Annotated in this window: 13 protein-coding genes; 9 read left to right on the forward strand and 4 right to left on the reverse strand. The window is 55.5% G+C overall.

The features are described from left to right. Positions 1-2: 2 nt before the first annotated feature. From phnL to Q0802_RS14865, 3 genes are read left to right on the forward strand one after another with little or no spacing between them, the layout of a single operon-like run. Entirely contained in the window at positions 3-686 is a 684-nt protein-coding gene (gene phnL, locus Q0802_RS14855; RefSeq protein ID WP_298919613.1) for a phosphonate C-P lyase system protein PhnL, read from the forward strand. Beyond that, positions 683-1,261 (forward strand): phosphonate metabolism protein/1,5-bisphosphokinase (PRPP-forming) PhnN, encoded by a 579-nt coding sequence (gene phnN, locus Q0802_RS14860; protein WP_298919615.1) that lies wholly within the window; start codon positions 683-685, stop codon positions 1,259-1,261. Before phnL ends, phnN begins: the two co-directional genes overlap by 4 nt. Next, positions 1,251-2,399, forward strand: coding sequence for an alpha-D-ribose 1-methylphosphonate 5-triphosphate diphosphatase (locus Q0802_RS14865; RefSeq protein ID WP_298919617.1), 1,149 nt, complete (start codon positions 1,251-1,253; stop codon positions 2,397-2,399). Before phnN ends, Q0802_RS14865 begins: the two co-directional genes overlap by 11 nt. A 32-nt stretch (positions 2,400-2,431) precedes the next feature. Here Q0802_RS14865 and iolB read toward each other — a convergent pair whose 3' ends face one another. The 3 genes from iolB to Q0802_RS14880 form a co-directional block, all read right to left on the reverse strand. Next, positions 2,432-3,256, reverse strand: a complete 825-nt coding sequence (gene iolB, locus Q0802_RS14870) for a 5-deoxy-glucuronate isomerase (RefSeq protein ID WP_298919619.1) — start codon at positions 3,254-3,256, stop codon at positions 2,432-2,434. Between the two features lie 192 nt (positions 3,257-3,448). Then, the gene (locus Q0802_RS14875; protein ID WP_298919620.1) at positions 3,449-5,350 is read right to left on the reverse strand and encodes a RiPP maturation radical SAM C-methyltransferase; all 1,902 of its coding nucleotides are present in this window, start codon (positions 5,348-5,350) and stop codon (positions 3,449-3,451) included. Positions 5,351-5,374: 24 nt separating this feature from the next. Continuing rightward, positions 5,375-5,689, reverse strand: a complete 315-nt coding sequence (locus Q0802_RS14880) for a hypothetical protein (protein WP_298919622.1) — start codon at positions 5,687-5,689, stop codon at positions 5,375-5,377. A gap of 252 nt (positions 5,690-5,941) precedes the next feature. Between Q0802_RS14880 and Q0802_RS14885 the strand changes: the two genes are divergently transcribed. From Q0802_RS14885 to Q0802_RS14910, 6 genes are all read left to right on the forward strand, one after another. Beyond that, a complete protein-coding gene (locus Q0802_RS14885; RefSeq protein ID WP_298919624.1) occupies positions 5,942-8,809 on the forward strand; it encodes an adenylate/guanylate cyclase domain-containing protein in 2,868 nt (955 codons plus the stop codon). 299 nt (positions 8,810-9,108) lie between these two features. After that, the gene (locus Q0802_RS14890) at positions 9,109-10,728 is read left to right on the forward strand and encodes a peptide ABC transporter substrate-binding protein (protein WP_298919626.1); all 1,620 of its coding nucleotides are present in this window, start codon (positions 9,109-9,111) and stop codon (positions 10,726-10,728) included. 65 nt (positions 10,729-10,793) lie between these two features. After that, positions 10,794-11,723, forward strand: coding sequence for an ABC transporter permease subunit (locus Q0802_RS14895; protein ID WP_298919628.1), 930 nt, complete (start codon positions 10,794-10,796; stop codon positions 11,721-11,723). Further along, positions 11,723-12,652, forward strand: a complete 930-nt coding sequence (locus tag Q0802_RS14900; RefSeq protein WP_298919630.1) for an ABC transporter permease — start codon at positions 11,723-11,725, stop codon at positions 12,650-12,652. Before Q0802_RS14895 ends, Q0802_RS14900 begins: the two co-directional genes overlap by 1 nt. 1 nt (position 12,653) lies before the next feature. Then, positions 12,654-13,634, forward strand: coding sequence for an ABC transporter ATP-binding protein (locus Q0802_RS14905; RefSeq protein WP_298919633.1), 981 nt, complete (start codon positions 12,654-12,656; stop codon positions 13,632-13,634). After that, the gene (locus Q0802_RS14910; RefSeq protein WP_298919635.1) at positions 13,631-14,608 is read left to right on the forward strand and encodes an oligopeptide/dipeptide ABC transporter ATP-binding protein; all 978 of its coding nucleotides are present in this window, start codon (positions 13,631-13,633) and stop codon (positions 14,606-14,608) included. Before Q0802_RS14905 ends, Q0802_RS14910 begins: the two co-directional genes overlap by 4 nt. Positions 14,609-14,761: 153 nt before the next feature. On the opposite strand, the gene Q0802_RS14915 is transcribed toward Q0802_RS14910, so the two are convergent. Next, positions 14,762-16,168: a pyridoxal-dependent decarboxylase gene (locus Q0802_RS14915; RefSeq protein ID WP_298919637.1), complete on the reverse strand. Its 1,407-nt coding sequence runs from the start codon at positions 16,166-16,168 to the stop codon at positions 14,762-14,764. Positions 16,169-16,394 lie beyond the last annotated feature (226 nt).

The following is a 16,394-nucleotide window of genomic DNA, read 5'->3' on the forward strand; positions in this document are numbered from 1 at the left end:
AAATGATCTCCGTTGAAAATGTCTCGAAATCATTCACGTTGCACCATCAAGGCAGTGCGGTCATTCCGGTGATGGAGAACGCCCGACTAAAGGTCGAGCCAGGCGAATGCATCGGACTTACAGGATCATCCGGGGCAGGCAAGTCGACCCTGATGCGGATGCTTTATGGCAATTATCTTGCGGCCTCCGGAACCATTCTGATCGGGGACACGGATGTGGCTCAAGCCAATCCGCGCCAGATACTGGAACTGCGGCGCAACACCCTGGGGTACGTCAGTCAGTTTTTGCGGGTGGTTCCGCGCGTACCGACCATTGACGTCGTGGCCGAGCCGTTGCTGCGGACCGGAACGCCCCCGGAGGCTGCGCGGCATCAGGTCGAAATGCTCCTGACGAAACTGCGCATCTCACGAACGCTGTGGCATCTGAGCCCCACAACATTTTCAGGCGGCGAACAGCAGCGTATCAACATTGCCCGTGGTTTCGCCTATGCATTCCCCGCCCTGCTACTGGACGAACCCACGGCCAGCCTCGATGCCAGCAATCGCGAAACCGTATTGGAACTGATCGAAGACGCCAAAGATCGCGGGGCTGCAATCGTTGGTATTTTCCACGATGAGGCGGCTCGGGAAAGGGTTTGTGATCGCCAAATCGATGTCGCAGAATTCGCGCCGGTATCAGCATCATGACGGGCCGCTTCATTGCTGTGGTCGGTCCCTCGGGTGTTGGCAAGGACAGTTTCATGCAAGCTTTTGCAAGGGTTGAACCACGTCTCCGGCTGGCGCGGCGGGTGATCACGCGACCCGGCGATTCAGGAGGCGAAGTCTTCGATGGCGTGGTCCCGGACGAGTTTCACAGACGTCAGGCCGCCGGAGCATTCGCGCTGTCATGGCAAGCCCATGGTTTGGCTTACGGCATTCCCGTCAGCGTCGATATCGATTTGAAAAATGGCTTCGATGTTCTGGCCAACCTTTCCCGAGGCGCCTTGGTACAGGCATCGCGCCGCTTCGAGAGTTTCAGCACCCTTGCGTTGGTGGCCCGCTCGGACATTCTTGAGAAACGGCTTAAAAAGCGAGGCCGCGAAATTCCAACGGAAATTTCGCGTCGCCTGGCAAGAGCCGATAAGCCAATACCTCCCGGTATCGAAGTCACCGTTCTGGACAATTCCGGCGCCTTGGCGGAAACGGTCAGCCGCGCACGCGATCTGCTCTACGCGAGTGCCACAACCCCTCATCAGACAGGCGAAATGCAACATGACCAGTAACCAGATTTTCGCAAATGCAAGGTTGATCCTGCCCGATGACGTGATCCGCGGGTCGCTTATCGTCCGAGATGGGGCAATCGTCGATATGGATCAGGGTAGTTCAATACCAAAAGGCGCGATTGACTGTCAGGATCAATTTCTGGCACCGGGCCTTATCGAACTCCATACTGACAACCTGGAGCGTCATATGCAGCCGCGCCCAAAGGTCGATTGGCCCCATAAGGCTGCAATCGTCGCGCATGATCGCGAGCTTGCGGGCACGGGAATTACAACGGTCTTTGACGCCATCCGGGCGGGGTCGATTATCTCCGAAAACAGCAAGCGTCGGTTTGGCAAATACGCCCGCTCCATGGCAGACGAGATTCTGGAGATGCGCGACGCGGGGGTTCTGAAAATCAGTCATCATATTCATCTGAGAGCAGAAATATGTTCTGAAACGCTTGAGGAAGAGCTGAACGAATTTGGCCCCGCCGACAAGATTGGCATCGTATCTTTGATGGACCATACGCCCGGACAACGCCAATTCAGGGATTTGCAGAAATTCGAGGATTACGTCTGCGGCAAAAATGGTCTGTCACGCGATGGTTTTGGCGACTACGTAGAATTCCTTTACGGACTGCAGGAGCAGTTTGGCGCTAAACATGAAGCAGCTGCGGTCGCTGCGGCAAATCGATACGGCGCGACCCTAGCAAGCCATGACGATACAACTGCACTGCAAGTTGATCACAGCCGGGACCGGGGGGTATCGATTGCGGAATTCCCAACCACGCTCGAAGCAGCAGACGCCTGCTACGCCGCTGGCATTGCAACGATTATGGGCGCGCCAAATCTGGTGCGCGGAGGATCACATTCAGGCAATGTGGCAGCCGGGGACCTGGCTCAGCGAAATCGCCTCGACATCCTTTCCTCAGACTACGTGCCAGCCGCGTTGCTTCAGGGTGCCCTCCGCTTGGCCACAATCTGGGACGATATGCCCGCTGGCATTGCGACAGTCACACGCAACCCCGCCAAAAGCGTCGGCCTCTCTGACAGAGGATCGCTGGAAATTGGGAACCGCGCCGATTTGATACTCTTTGGCAAGATCGAAGACACACCCATATTGAGCGCCGTGTGGAGCCAAGGCAAACGGGTCGCGTAGAAACCCGACAAAGGCCGAAAGAATGGTGAAACCTAGCCCGTGCGCTCCTGGGCGGCGTCACGTTGTGCGATCCAGTCGTGGGCGGGATCGTTTTGAAAACGCCATTTTCGCAGCGGACCCGCCATCACGTTGAGATAATATAGCTCGTACCCGTAGCCCGCGGCACAGGGATGATGTCCTCTGGGCACCAGAACGACATCACCATTCCTGACCGTCATGGTTTCATCCAAATCCCCATCTTCAGTGTAGACGCGCTGAATGCCAAATCCCTTAGGCGGATTGAGGCGGTGATAGTAGGTTTCTTCCAGATAAGTCATCTGCGGGAAGTTATCTTCGTCATGGCGATGGCTTGGATAGCTGGACCAGTTTCCGCTCGGCGTGAACACTTCCGTCACCAGAAGGCTGTCCGCAACATCGCGGTCTTCCATCGCGATATTGTTGATAAATCGTGTGTTTTGATCAATGCCGCGTTGCGTCAGAGCGATCCCGTCAGGGCCCAGACGTTGCGCTTTGTGCCCGCCCAGACCCGGTGCGGAACAAACTGCCAGGGTGAGCCTGGTTGTGGCGGTGACCTGCCACTGGCTATGGCCGGGAACATAGAGGCAATGCGGCGGCGTCTTTTCGAAGACCTCCATCCGATCCCCCATTTCACCGAAATCAACATCCTCTGCTGTCAATTCTGCCTTACCCTCCACCAGAACCAATATGACCTCTCGGTCATTCGTGTGTTCTGACAGGATGTCGCCTGCCGAAAGCTGGTGAAGTGCAAAGCCGACATACCGCCAACCAGCTGCTTGCGGCGTGATATTATGGACTTGACCAGAAGCTCCAATCGGTTTTCGCAGCAGATCCGGCATATTTCTCCCCAAAATAATCTGGTCGTAACGCTCAATGTCGCGCGCTTTTGTGCGTGAATGGTGTCCGGTGAAATCCTACAGCGTGCTCAAGTCACCGATAAGCCCGTTCCCCCAAACGACCATGGTTTGGTCTATAGATGATACCTTCGCTGATTTGACAGGCATCATCTGGTATCTGACACCAACCTAGCCCTATTGGACCCCTTCAAGGTCAGCTTGAAAAACCTCCGCCCTGATCTGTGGCCAAGTTGGTGCTTGCCGGTAGAGACCCGGCTGCAAAGGCAAAGCCAGGATCGAATTGCGTTCCTTCAAAAGCACGCCATCTTCAAGAAGTTTCCCAATCGTGGCCTCCACCTGCGATGCCGAAAACCTTTGCGCCAGCTTGTCCGCAACCCGGTCCCTGGCAATGATACAGGCACTCAGGCGGACGATTTCCGTCTCCAGGACACTCAATCGCCACCGCTTCTCTTCCTTGCCTATGCGGCTGTCCACCAAGGTCATCTGAGTGGCATTATCATCGTCAATGTAGAACCGGGCATCCGAATGACACGACATCCATTTTTTTACAGCTTCTTTCGCAGGTTCGGTATACTCGGCCGCATCGTCAATATCGCCACCAAACATCTGATGATGATAGCTGAACTTGCTCAGCTCATCGCCGACGCCTGCATAAATGTACTTATATGGCTTGGCCGGAGCCAGCTGAATGCCATGATCTGAAGGGCGGGTGAAGTAAGGGCTGAACCGATCTGCACGCACCGGCCCAAAGGCAGTTGGTGGTTGCAGGTGATGCAAGTAAGGTATGAACTCGGCCATTTGCTCATAGCTTTTCGGGTCTTCGCCTGGAAAACCGAAGATAAAACCCCAATCCACAAAAATCCCAGCCTGCGCACAAAGCTTTAGTGTTTGAACGTTTTGCTGAGCGGTCACGCCCTTCTTCATCAATCGCAAAATCTGACTATCGAGAGTTTCTATACCCGGCTGAATCTTGCGAACACCCGCTTCAGCCATCGCCTTGATATGTTTCGGAAAAAGATTCGATTTCACTTCATAGTGCATCAGAAATGGGGTCGGAGCGTCCCGCAGCATCGGCAAAAGACTATCAAAATAGGCGTAGTCCAGAATATTATCCACGACGACAAAATTCGGACCATATTTTTCCGCCTGGGTCTGGAATTCCGCAAACGCGCGGTCAGGAGACTTACTTCGGTAGGCCATGGAATTTCCGTTGAGGCCGCAGAATGTGCAGTGATGTTTGGCGCCCCACCAACAGCCCCGCGACGTTTCGATTGTCGGCGCTGGTTGCAAAAGCTCATCGAGCCCAGGCGTTTTGTCAAACCGGGCATAGAATTCAGAAAAATCCGGCGTGGGAAGGTCATCGAGTGCTTGGACAAGCCCACCTTGTTGCCGCGACGAGCTGCCGTTTCTGGTGGTGATACCCGGCACCTCGGGGAGCGGTTTTTCGAGAGAGAAACGCTCGACAAATGTTGGGAATGAAACATCCCCGTCACCGTTGCAAACCGCATCTATAAAGTCGAAGCGGTCCAGCAGATGCCGACCCAGCTCGGCCTCGCAATTTGCTCCGCCAAATACAATTGTCGTATCCGGGGCCCGTTGTTTGAGCGCCTTTGCGAATGCAATAGATGCCATATTCTGTTGGAACGAAGTGGTCACGCCAACGATTTCAGGCGCGTTTTCCGCGATCTGATCTGCGCAGTTTTCAATGAACCCTCTCACCGCTTTTCTTGCGGCCAAAGCGGAGTTCGTCAAAAGCAAGGCTTCAAGTGGATCGGCGAAATCCGGCAAGACATCCGTCAGGTATTCCATGTCAAGCGATTCAGGACGCTCGAAAACCAGGGGCGAAAACACCCATTCGCCCAAAAACGCCTGATAGAACTTCTCATGCGAAAGAAAAAGATAAGCATCGATACCTATCGCTTCTGCGAAGTCGAAGGCGAAATAGTCGATCGTGCAATCGACCCCGCGTTCCTTAAGCGCCGTCCCCAAAAGGCTGGCCCCAAGGTTTGGGTACTGCAATGATGTGAATGGTAATGAGACCAGGTGGACCCTCGCCGGGTCCGACCGGTTCCGCATTCGTTCAACCTGGTCTCACGACGATCAGCCGCAACGGGGGCGGATAACCCCATCGGTTGATTGAAGGTAGGAGTTCCTAATGTTTTCAAGTGCTTCCTGAAGTGTTGCACCCGAACATTTGTCGCTGAATGCTTCCGCGAGAGCATTGATCAACTTCATTGTCTTTTCGTCTTCCTTGCCGCCTACTGTCGCGCTGATGTGCAGCTTTTTCAAAGTTTCTTTGGGTGCGCGCGTGAATTCGGAACGAAAGCTTTCATCCACCATTGCCCGTCCGATAATCAGTTGAACATCCTCGAGCGTCAGATGCTTGTCACCGTGTGTGTGCTCATTGTCGGCCATAAATTATCCCCTGGAGAAATGAAGTCTAAGTGCTCTGCCAAAACAGTTAACATTGTTAACCTCTTCATCGTCAATAGGGGTTCCACCCATAGTTCAAACCCATTACTTCCTAGTAGTTAAGGAATGTTAACGATCGGGTTTGCGAGTGAGACGGCCAAACTGCTATGATCGTGTTCGGGTTTTTTGCCGGGCAATTAAAGAGTAACGCGCTGTTTTTGACCCATACCGCTAGTGCCGACCCGGAGGGAAATCGTGTCGCAACGCCCGAAATCGTCAGGACCGCGAAAGCGCAATATGCAGATCGAGGCGCGCGAGCGGAAAATCTGCACAATTGCTTTCATCGACATCGTCCAGTCGACGGCGCTTATCGAGAACCTTGATCCGGAAGAGGCACTGGACCGGCTGGGGCCAGCGGTTGAGATGATCATGGATACCTGTGAAGAATTTGGTGCCTCCATGCGGTTTGTCGGCGATGGCGCGCTGGCTGTGTTCGGTTTCCCTGCCGCGGATGAAAACCACTGTATCCGGGCGGTCGAAGCCGGGCTGGCGGTCATCGAACGGGTGTCGGCAATGAAGTCTGATCGCGTGGACATCCGGGTAGGCATTCACAGTGGTCCTGTGCTGTTTGGCAGTTTGTCCCATACAAATTTCGATGAGCTGACGCTGACCGGTCCGGTCGTTCATTTAGCCGACAAGATACAATCTGCTGCGCGCACGAATACCGTCACCGTTTCCCGAACCGTTGTCGATACCGTAGGAGAGATGTTTCACAGCCGGCCAGCGGGAAACGCCGTTATCAGTGGCGTCGATCAACCACTACCGCTCTTTGAGATTATTGACCGCGATCAAGCGATCTCAAGATGGAAGATCCGGATTGGCCAGGGCTTGTCGCCTTTCATGGGTCGAGAGGCAGACCTGGAAAAACTGGGGCAAGCCTGGAGCGCAAGTCTGGCGGGGTCGGGATCTTCCGTTGCGGTCATTGGCGAAGCCGGGATCGGGAAATCGCGCCTTGTCCACGAATTCACGGATTCGGTAAATTTCACGACCGCCCAAGTGCTTGGTGTGAGCGCGACAGCGCTTGACAAACAAGTCGCTTACGCCCCGGTGACGCGCGCGATCAAACTCTTCCTCGGTCTTTCATCTTCGGATAATCCCGAGGAAATCAAAAAGGCGGTAAGCAGCTACCTTGATGGCGCATCAGCCCTATATCGCAGGCACTCAAACGCATTGCAGTCCATTCTCCATGCCGCAAGCGATGATCCTGCCTGGACGGCACTGGGGCCCAAAGCCCGTCAAGACGCCATCGTGGAGGCATTGGTTGCGGTCATCACCGGGATGGCAGCAAAGAAGCCGCTTGTCATCATTTTCGAGGACATGCACTGGGCTGACCAATACACGTTGTCCTTGTGCCTCGAACTGATCCGTACGGCACCGGAGTATCAGCTGATGCTGGTTCTAACCTCGCGAACGCTCGATGGCATCCCACAGGAAATGGACCAGGTCATTCAGCACCTTTTTCTTGGACCTTTGGATGACCAGTCCAGTCGCAATCTCATCAATAACCTTCTCAGCCATGACAGCGGCAAGGCTGATCTCAGCACATTCGTCGAAGAAATTTGCGGTCGTACACCGCTGTTCATCGAAGAGGTCGTTCGCAATCTCAAAGCGACGGGCATTTCGGCGGACGGATCGGCCGGGCAGAATTTCAAGGTCCCGGACACGGTCCAGCCACTCATCGCTCAACGTATTGATGAGTTGAGCCCAGCAGACCGGCAGACGCTTCAGATCGCTGCGGTTATCGGGACCGAATTTTCAGTAGACCTGCTGAAGAAACTGCTGCGCAGAGAGGGGCTGGAGGATACCAGATCGCTCTTGTCGCTCGCTCGGCTGGATCTTTTGGAGAACGTCAGCGCGCCGACAGCAAAATTCCGTCATGCGCTTATTCAGCAAGTCGCCTACTCTACCTTGCCAAAGCGGCGACTGCGCCATCTGCATGGCTTGTTCGTCGACATCATTGAGAGCATGAACCGGGTCACCAACCTTGCGACCATGACTTCGCTAGCCTTTCATTCCGAGCAATCCCAACGCTGGACCGAAGCGGCCGAAGCCTACATTGTTTGCGGGCATCTTGCGTTGGAGCGCGCAGCACTCGATGATGGGATAAAGCACTTCAAGAGATCGATTTTCTGTGCCGGTCGCCTCGACACCAATCCTCGAAAGATCGCCACGTTGAACATGCAGGCGCGCCAGGGTCTGCGGATTGCCTATCTGCCAAAGGCGGATTTTTCGCATATTCTGGAGATTACCGGGGAAGTTGAAATCCTCGCGCGCCGGATCGGCGATGACGCATCTGCCCTTGGCGCCGGTATTGACCGCGTGATCATGATGACAATCCTGTCGGATGTCGCTGCAGTCATACCCATTGGCCAGGAGAAGCTTGATGCGGCGATCAAAAGCGGTGCGCCGGGCTTCATCGCAACGGCTGCATTTGCGCTGAGTCAAGCCTATTGGTTCACGGGCGAGTTTGAAAAATCTGCGCAAATCGCTGACAAGTTTGGATACCTCTTCGTACCCGAAAATGATCGCCTGACCACCGGAACCAATGGGACAGTCTCGGTTCTGGGATCAGGCACTCATGCGAATGCTTTAAGCCTCATGGGGAAATTCGATGACGCTGCCGCGGTGTGCGACAGGATGGAAAAGCTCGTGCAGGGCACCGGGAAACCCTATGATATGGCGTATCATGCCATATCTGTCGGCATCCTCGCCTTGCAGGAAAACGACTTCGAAAAGAGTCGCGCCAGTCTGGAATTCGCCAAAGAAACCAGTGAAGTGGCCAAGATCGACGTGCTGCGGGCCTTCCTGTCAGCCCCGTTGGCCAAGGTATATGCCGGGCTGCACCAGATCGATGCTGCCAAGAAAACGCTGGCCATGGGTCAGGAGATTGCCGGCCCAATGGGGATGGCGGCCTTTGTTGCCCAGCTCCTTGCGGCCGAATTGGAAATTTCGAGTGAAATTGACCCACTGGATGAAAATCGTGAGATCAAAGATCGCTTGATCGAGATGTGCCGGAAGAATGGATATAACGGATTGATTAAACAGTATGTTAGCGAAATCTGATTGTTGGCTGCAATACTCAGACTTACCGTTTTACCTCCGCCCCTTCTTTGTATTCCGACTTAAGTGAACGACCCCCTCAACTGGGCGAAAACCATTTTAAAACAGCCTGTTAAAAACCTTCGAACGCGACCACGCAGATACGCCAGCATCCATAAACTCGATGCCAACACCTGACCTCGCCGTTTCGATGAGACTGGAGAAGCAAACTATCGCAACGTCAAGATATGGCCTTTTGACTCTCCAGCATTCATGCACTTTAGTGGGGTATCACTTCAAAAAATTCAACTAGGGAGAACTCCATGAAACGCCGCGCTCTTTGCCTTGCCGCCCTAATGTCCAGCACGCTGATGGTCCCGGTTTTTGCAGCCGATGTGCCCGAAGGAACCAAGTTGGCTCAGGACCAGACCTTTACCTACCGCGTTCTGGATGAATTCTCATCATTTGACCCACAAGTCGTCGAGGATACCTACGGATCCGAGATTGTTCGGGATCTCTTTGAGGGCCTCTACAATCAGGATGCCAACGGCAACAATGTCCCCGGCGTCGCGTTGAGCCATGAGGTCAGCGATGACAACATGACCTATACCTTCAAACTGCGCAAAGACGCCAAATGGTCGGACGGTAAACCGGTGACAGCGGGCGACTTTGTTTACGCCTGGCAGCGCGCCGTCGACCCGGAACTCGCCTCCCCTTACGCCTGGTACATGGAGCTGATGTCCATTGCCAATGGGGCCGAGATCATCGCTGGCGAAAAACCGATCACCGATCTCGGTGTATCCGCGACCGACGATCACACCCTGGTCGTCAACCTCAGCCAACCTCTGCCTTACTTTGACAAGATGGTAAGTCACGCAACAACCTTCCCCTCGCCGAAATGGGCCATTGACGCTCATGGTGCGGAATGGACACGCCCCGGCAATCTGGTGTCGAACGGCGCTTATGTGCTGACCGAACATGTCCCCAAGGAACGGTCTGTTCGGGAGATTAACACCAACTACTGGAACGCCGATGACACGGTGCTTGAAAAGGTCGTCACGCTGGTGATTGGCGACGACGCACAGGGGCTGACGCGATTTCGCGCCGGTGAAGTGGATAAGACCGACATCCCCGCAGGTCAGTATCCTGCACTGAAAGATGAGTTCCCCCAGGAAGCTTACGCACTGCCGCGACTGTGCAACTATTACTTCACGTTCAATCTGGACAGCGGGCCGGAGGCTTTTAAAGACGTCCGTGTCCGACAGGCATTGGCCTACGCAATTGACCGCAACGTGATTGTGGATCAGGTGCTGCAGGGCGGTCAGTTCCCGGCATACACCTTTACGCCCGCTGCGACGGCCAACTTTGAAGTGCCCAGTGTGGATTATGCCGGCATGACGCAGGCAGAGCGGGATGAGAAGGCCAAGGCGCTTCTGGAAGAAGCGGGCTATGGCGAAGGTGGCAAGGAATTGTCGTTCAGCTACCTCTACAACACCAATGAGGCGCACCAGCAGGTTGCCATCGTGGCAACGCAGATGTGGAAACAAAAACTGGGCATCAACGTGACACTGGAAAATCAGGAATGGAAAGTGTTCCTGGAAAACCGTGGCGCTCAGAACTTTGAGATGGCGCGCGGCGCCTGGTGTGGCGATTACAACGAAGCCTCGACGTTCCTTGATCTGCTGACCACCCCCTCCGGCTATAACGACGGCAAATTCACCAACGCCCGCCTGGATGAGTTGATGGTGGAGGCCAAATCTTCGCAGGATACCCAACCGCTTTACACCGAAGTGGAACAGATTCTTGCGGACGAAATGCCGGTCATCCCGATCTACCACTACTCGACCAACATGATGCTGAACGCTTCCATCCAGGGTTGGCCGGTCGATAACGTTGAACAGACCTGGTACTCCAAAGACCTCTTCAAGGTCGCCGCCGAGTAGTCCGCAAGTTCACACGACACTAACAACCCTTGCCTGCCTCGCGGGCAAGGGTTCCGGGGGCATCCATGCTGAACTATACGCTGCGCAGGCTTTTCACGGTCATACCAATCCTGTTGGTTCTGATCATCTTTTCCTTCTATCTGATGCGCCTGGCACCGGGGGGGCCTTTCACCTCTGAGCGCCCGCTGCCCGCAGCGGTCATGGCCAATGTGTTGGAGCGCTATGGTCTGGACGAACCCCTTCACGTTCAACTGTGGACCTACATCAAGAACATCGTCTTTCATTTCGATTTCGGGCCAAGCTTTTCACAGAAAGATCGTACTGTGAACGACGTCATCGCCCAGGGGTTTCCGGTCACCCTGACATATGGGTTCTGGTCCGCCGTGTTCGTGCTGGTCTGCGGCGTACCTCTTGGTGTGATTGCCGCGCTGCGTCACAATAGCTTCTGGGATTACACGATGACCGGGTTGGCCATCTTCAGCCAGATTTTCCCGAATTTCGTTCTTGCGCCGCTGATGGTCCTGCTTTTCACGCTTTCCTGGGGGCTACTGCCCGGCGGCGGCTGGAATGGTGGGCAATGGCAATACGTCATCATGCCCGCCGTGGCTCTGGGCACCTCATATATGGCCGGCGTTGCACGGCTGACGCGCGGGTCCATGCTGGAAGTTCTCGGCTCACCCTTCATCCGCACAGCACGTGCCAAAGGATTGCCTGAACGCACCATCATCATCCGCCACGCGCTCAAACCGGCACTACTGCCAACGCTTACCTACATGGGCCCCGTTTTCGTCTACATGATCACCGGATCGGTGTTCATTGATGTTTTCTTCTCCACCGGCGGGATCGGTCAGGACTTCATTGATGGGGCCTATAGCCGCGATTACTCGATCCTGCTGGGTCTCGCTATTCTCTACAGCGTGCTGACCTTCACCCTGACCCTTCTGCTTGATCTGCTCTACGCCTGGATCGACCCAAAGGTACGGAGCAACATGTGATGGAAGCCCGCAAACGCCTCAACTCCCGTGCCTTCGCCGATGACGCAGCGGAGGAAATGGTCACAAGCCGCTCTTTTTGGGCCGACGCCCGTCTGCGGTTTTTCCGCAACCGCATGGCGGTCTTCTCGCTCTTCATGCTGTTTTGTCTCTTCCTCTTTGCCCTCTTTGGTCATCTCCTTGCGCAGTGGAACTATGAAGAAATCGACTGGTCGGTTCTGGGCAAGGTCAAAACCGAAGGTGGTCCCTCGCTCTCAAACGGTCACTACTTCGGTGTCGATGAACTGGGTCGCGACCTCTATGCCCGCGTCGTGCAGGGCACACGCACCTCACTTCTCGTAGGTTTTGTGGCCGGGCCTGCCGCGGTTATCCTCGGCGCGATCCTGGGCGCGCTTTCAGGGTATTTTGGCGGCCGACTGGACCAGACGGTCTTGGGTTTCTACACCATCTGGATTTCCATTCCCTACATCATCTTCTTCGTTGTCTGGCAGGCCTTCTTTGGTCGGTCTCTTGGCCAGATGATCCTGGTGATCATCCTCGTGAACTGGACGGCAGGGCTGTTGATCGTCAGGGGTCAGGTGATGATGCTCAAGAACCGGGAATTTGTTGACGCCGCGCGTCTTCTGGGCATGAGCGACATGGCAATCATTTTCAAACACCTGATGCCGAATATCCTGTGGGTGATCGTGATCTATACATCGCTGGTGATCCCGGAGGTCATCATGGCCGAAAGCCTCGTGTCCTTCCTCGGCGTCGGCATTCAGGAACCCAACACATCCTGGGGCGCGCTGATCTCTGAAGGTGCCCGAACGATGACATTCGGAACCACCTGGCAGCTGATGTTCCCTGCGATGTTTTTCGTCATCGCGCAGGTATCCCTGTTCTACATCGGTGACGGCTTGCGCGACGCGCTCGACCCCAAGGAGCGCTAAGATGACACCTCATCCCAAACCTCCACTCCTGTCCGTCCGGAACCTCTCCATCCGCTTCCGGACCGGCGACGGCATGGTTCACGCGGTTAACGATGTCAGTTTCGACATCACGCGCGGTCAGAAACTGGCAGTGGTCGGCGAAAGCGGTTCGGGCAAATCCCAGATCGCTTTGTCCATCATGGGGCTTTTGGCCCGCAATGCCCAAGCCGAAGGCGAAATACTGTTTGACGGGTCCAACCTTCTGAAGCTGCCCACGTCAGAGCTGAACAATATCCGCGCCCGGGAAATCGGTATCATTTTTCAGGACCCGATGAGCTCCCTGAATCCCTACATGACCATCGAGCGCCAGCTGGGCGAAATTGTCGAGCTGCACGAGGGGGCATCCCGCAGTACCGCACGCAAGCGCGCGCTGGAGGTCATGGACGCCGTGCGCATTCCGGACGCCAGGAACCGGCTGAAGTCTTACGCGCATGAGTTTTCGGGGGGCATGCGGCAACGGGTGGTGATCGCCATGGCGCTGATGTGCCAGCCAAAGCTGATCCTTGCCGATGAGCCGACAACAGCACTTGATGTGACGGTTCAGGCGCAGATCATGCAGTTGCTGGACGATATTCAAAGGGATCTGGGCACCTCTATCGTTCTGATCACCCATGACCTCGGTCTTGTCGCGGGTTTTTGCGAGGACACGCTTGTGCTTTATGGCGGGCGGATCATGGAGCAGGCTCCCACGCTCGAGATTTTCGAAAAGCCGGGGCACCCCTATACCCGCGGGTTGCTGCGCGCCGTTCCCAACATCGGAGACCCGGCTGCCAAACTGCTTGCAATCCCCGGCAGCCCCCCCAACCAGCGCCGGGCGATTGCGTCCTGCCCATTTCATCCGCGCTGCGTTGATGCGGTAACCGATTGCGCTGAAAAGCTGCCCCAACTTGATGGCGGCAACTCCAAACGCGCTTGCCTGCGACCGGTGGAGGAACTGACATGAATCCGTCGATCCTCTCCGTCAAGGACGTGCATGTTGAGTTTCGGGTCAATCAGACAAAGGCCTGGCCGTGGTCTGCGCCGGGTATCGTGCGCGCGGTAAATGGCGTCAGTTTCGATCTGCAACCCGGCAAAACGCTCGGCATTGTCGGCGAAAGCGGTTGCGGCAAATCCACCCTCATCCGCGCCATCGCCGGCCTTGCGCCGATGACTGGCGGGACTGTTCACCTGGATGGTCAACCAATTGATTATGGCAGCAAATCCAGGCTGCAAGATTTGCGCCGCCAGTTGCAGATGATCTTTCAGGACCCTATTGCATCGCTGAACCCGCGCATGACGATCCGCGAAATTGTTGCTGAACCGCTGATCTACTTCCGCCCTGATCTGTCCTCGATCGACCGCACCAACGCCGCTCGTGACATGCTGGACCGCGTCGGGATTGCCGACCATCAATTCAACCGCTTCCCGCATGAGTTTTCGGGCGGACAATGTCAGCGCATTGGCATCGCCCGCGCACTTGTCGCCAAGCCCCGTGTTCTGCTCTGTGATGAACCTGTGTCGGCACTTGACGTGTCTATCCAGGCGCAAGTGATCAATCTGCTCAAAGACCTTCAATCCGAGCTCTCGCTGTCGCTCATCTTCGTCGCCCACGATCTCGGCGTGGTCCGTCATATTTCGGATGATATCCTGGTGATGTATCTGGGGGGGATGATGGAAACCGCACCAGCGGGCCGGTTGATCGAAGCACCTCATCACCCCTACAGTCAGGCGTTGCTTTCCGCTGTGCCGGTCCCGGACCCCCGGGCAAAATCCACCCCGCAGGTGCTGGAAGGTGATTTACCCAGCCCCCTCGAACAACAGCAGGGGTGCCTCTTTCAATCCCGGTGCCCCAAGCGCTTCGATGCCTGCAAAACAACACGTCCGTCCCTTGAAGCAACGCCAGATGGGAAATCGGCCTGTTTGCTCGCAGGGAGTTGACGGGCATTTGCGTAGCAATTTGCAGCGCGGTCAGGATGACCCCTGAGGGAGCAGGCCGTTTTGCCGAACTCTTTTTGCAAAACAAATCGGCGCGAAGACAGCGGCAAGCAGGTATCTTGAACCTGCTCAGGCTTTGACCATGCGCGCTGAGCGTTATGAGCCACGCGAGATTTTCTCCCACACCTCTTCGATGACATGTCGGGCAAGCATGACGTCTTCGCGTATCGTATCGAACTGGCCCACCTGAAATCGGATGATCTTTCGACCACTGAACGCGCCTTGCGTGAGATAAATCCGGCCATCTTCATTGAGCGCATCGACCAGGCGTTGTTGATCATCGTCACTTCCCGGACATCGAAACGAAAACAGGCTCAGGATCGGCTCTGTCACGATCTCGAAACCGGGAAGCTCGCGCAGGGCATTGCAGAGCTCACGGCTCCATTGAATATGGTTGCGAATGCGACTGCGCAGACCCTCAAGCCCATAGGACCGGATCAGGAACCAGATTTTGAGCGCTCGGAAGCGCCGTCCCAGCGGTATTGTCCACTCAGAGTAATTCGTGACCTTGGCCCCGGTCGTCTTCAGATACTCAGGTTCAATCTTGAGCGTGTTGAGTTGGGGATTAGGGTCTTTGAGAAACTGAACCGAACAATCGAACTGGGCACCCAACCATTTGTGCGGGTTGAAGACGATGCTGTCAAAACCATCAACATCTGCCCAAAAATCTTGCCGTATTTCGGGGCATATCATTGCCGCACCGGCCCAGGCAGCATCCAGATGTGTGTAAAGGTCTTCCTCTTTGGCGACGGCCAGAATGGCCCCCAGCACATCGCTGGCGCCGACACCCGTGCCACCGGTAATCGCGATGATGCCCGCAGGTATGTGTCCTGCCGCCCGGTCCACAGCAATTGCCTCTTTCAAAGCCGCTGTATCCATTGCATGGCGCGCGCCACGCGTGCCGATCTTCACAAGGTTTGCCTGACCGATACCAGCCACCCAACATGCACGGTCAATGGAAGAATGAACCTGATCTGAACAATATATCCGAAGCTGGCCGGTACCAGAAAGCCCATCTCGATTGCCACAATACCCGGTGGCCCGTTCACGCATGGTCAGAACCGCCGATAATGTCGCCGAGGACGCGCTGTCCTGAATAACCCCGGTAAATCCTTCGGGAAGCCCCAGTGCCTGGCCCAACCAATCGACCATGACGGTCTCGACCTCGGTCGCCGCAGGCGAGGTTTGCCAGAGCATGCATTGCGCCGCGATTGTCGTGACAAGCATCTCTGCAAGCATGGACGGAGGCGCCGCATTGGCTGGAAAATATGCGAAAAAGCGCGGATGCTGCCAATGTGTCATGCCCGGCATCACGATGTCTTCAAAATCAGCCAGGATGGTGTCCATGGCCTCTGCATCTTCGGGAGGTGTTTTGGGCAATTGTGCCGCGATCTCGCCGGGGGAAGTCTGCGCACGGACCGGCCGATCCCGCAGGGTTTTGTGATAGTCAGCACTCCAATCGGAAATGCGGCTGCCCCATTGAGCGAATTCATCCCAGTTCAATAACTATCTCCTTGTCGATCTATTCTGAGCCATCGCGTTCCGCTCTTTTGCTGCCACTCGAAGCATGGTCTTAGCCAATGCTTCGAGTGGCAATGCCTGTTTTTCACAGCTTCCGCCAAAGAGAGCGTTTCCGGGATGTCCGGTTGTCATCCCCCGTGCATTGTAGACCGAGAGTATTGCAGTAGAAGTTTTTTGAGGCGGTGAGGTTGGTGACGTTCAGGCACAG

Source organism: uncultured Roseobacter sp. (genome assembly GCF_947495275.1).
Classification (GTDB): domain Bacteria; phylum Pseudomonadota; class Alphaproteobacteria; order Rhodobacterales; family Rhodobacteraceae; genus Roseobacter.

Bases quoted from the DNA above. Each gene is read 5' to 3' on its own strand.
- phnN (WP_298919615.1), top strand. From the start codon at position 683: ATGACGGGCCGCTTCATTGCTGTGGTCGGTCCCTCGGGTGTTGGCAAG.
- Q0802_RS14895 (WP_298919628.1), top strand. From the start codon at position 10,794: ATGCTGAACTATACGCTGCGCAGGCTTTTCACGGTCATACCAATCCTG.
- phnL (WP_298919613.1), top strand. From the start codon at position 3: ATGATCTCCGTTGAAAATGTCTCGAAATCATTCACGTTGCACCATCAA.
- Q0802_RS14905 (WP_298919633.1), top strand. From the start codon at position 12,654: ATGACACCTCATCCCAAACCTCCACTCCTGTCCGTCCGGAACCTCTCC.
- Q0802_RS14890 (WP_298919626.1), top strand. From the start codon at position 9,109: ATGAAACGCCGCGCTCTTTGCCTTGCCGCCCTAATGTCCAGCACGCTG.
- Q0802_RS14875 (WP_298919620.1), bottom strand. From the start codon at position 5,350: ATGCGGAACCGGTCGGACCCGGCGAGGGTCCACCTGGTCTCATTACCA.
- Q0802_RS14865 (WP_298919617.1), top strand. From the start codon at position 1,251: ATGACCAGTAACCAGATTTTCGCAAATGCAAGGTTGATCCTGCCCGAT.
- Q0802_RS14880 (WP_298919622.1), bottom strand. From the start codon at position 5,689: ATGGCCGACAATGAGCACACACACGGTGACAAGCATCTGACGCTCGAG.
- Q0802_RS14900 (WP_298919630.1), top strand. From the start codon at position 11,723: ATGGAAGCCCGCAAACGCCTCAACTCCCGTGCCTTCGCCGATGACGCA.
- Q0802_RS14910 (WP_298919635.1), top strand. From the start codon at position 13,631: ATGAATCCGTCGATCCTCTCCGTCAAGGACGTGCATGTTGAGTTTCGG.
- iolB (WP_298919619.1), bottom strand. From the start codon at position 3,256: ATGCCGGATCTGCTGCGAAAACCGATTGGAGCTTCTGGTCAAGTCCAT.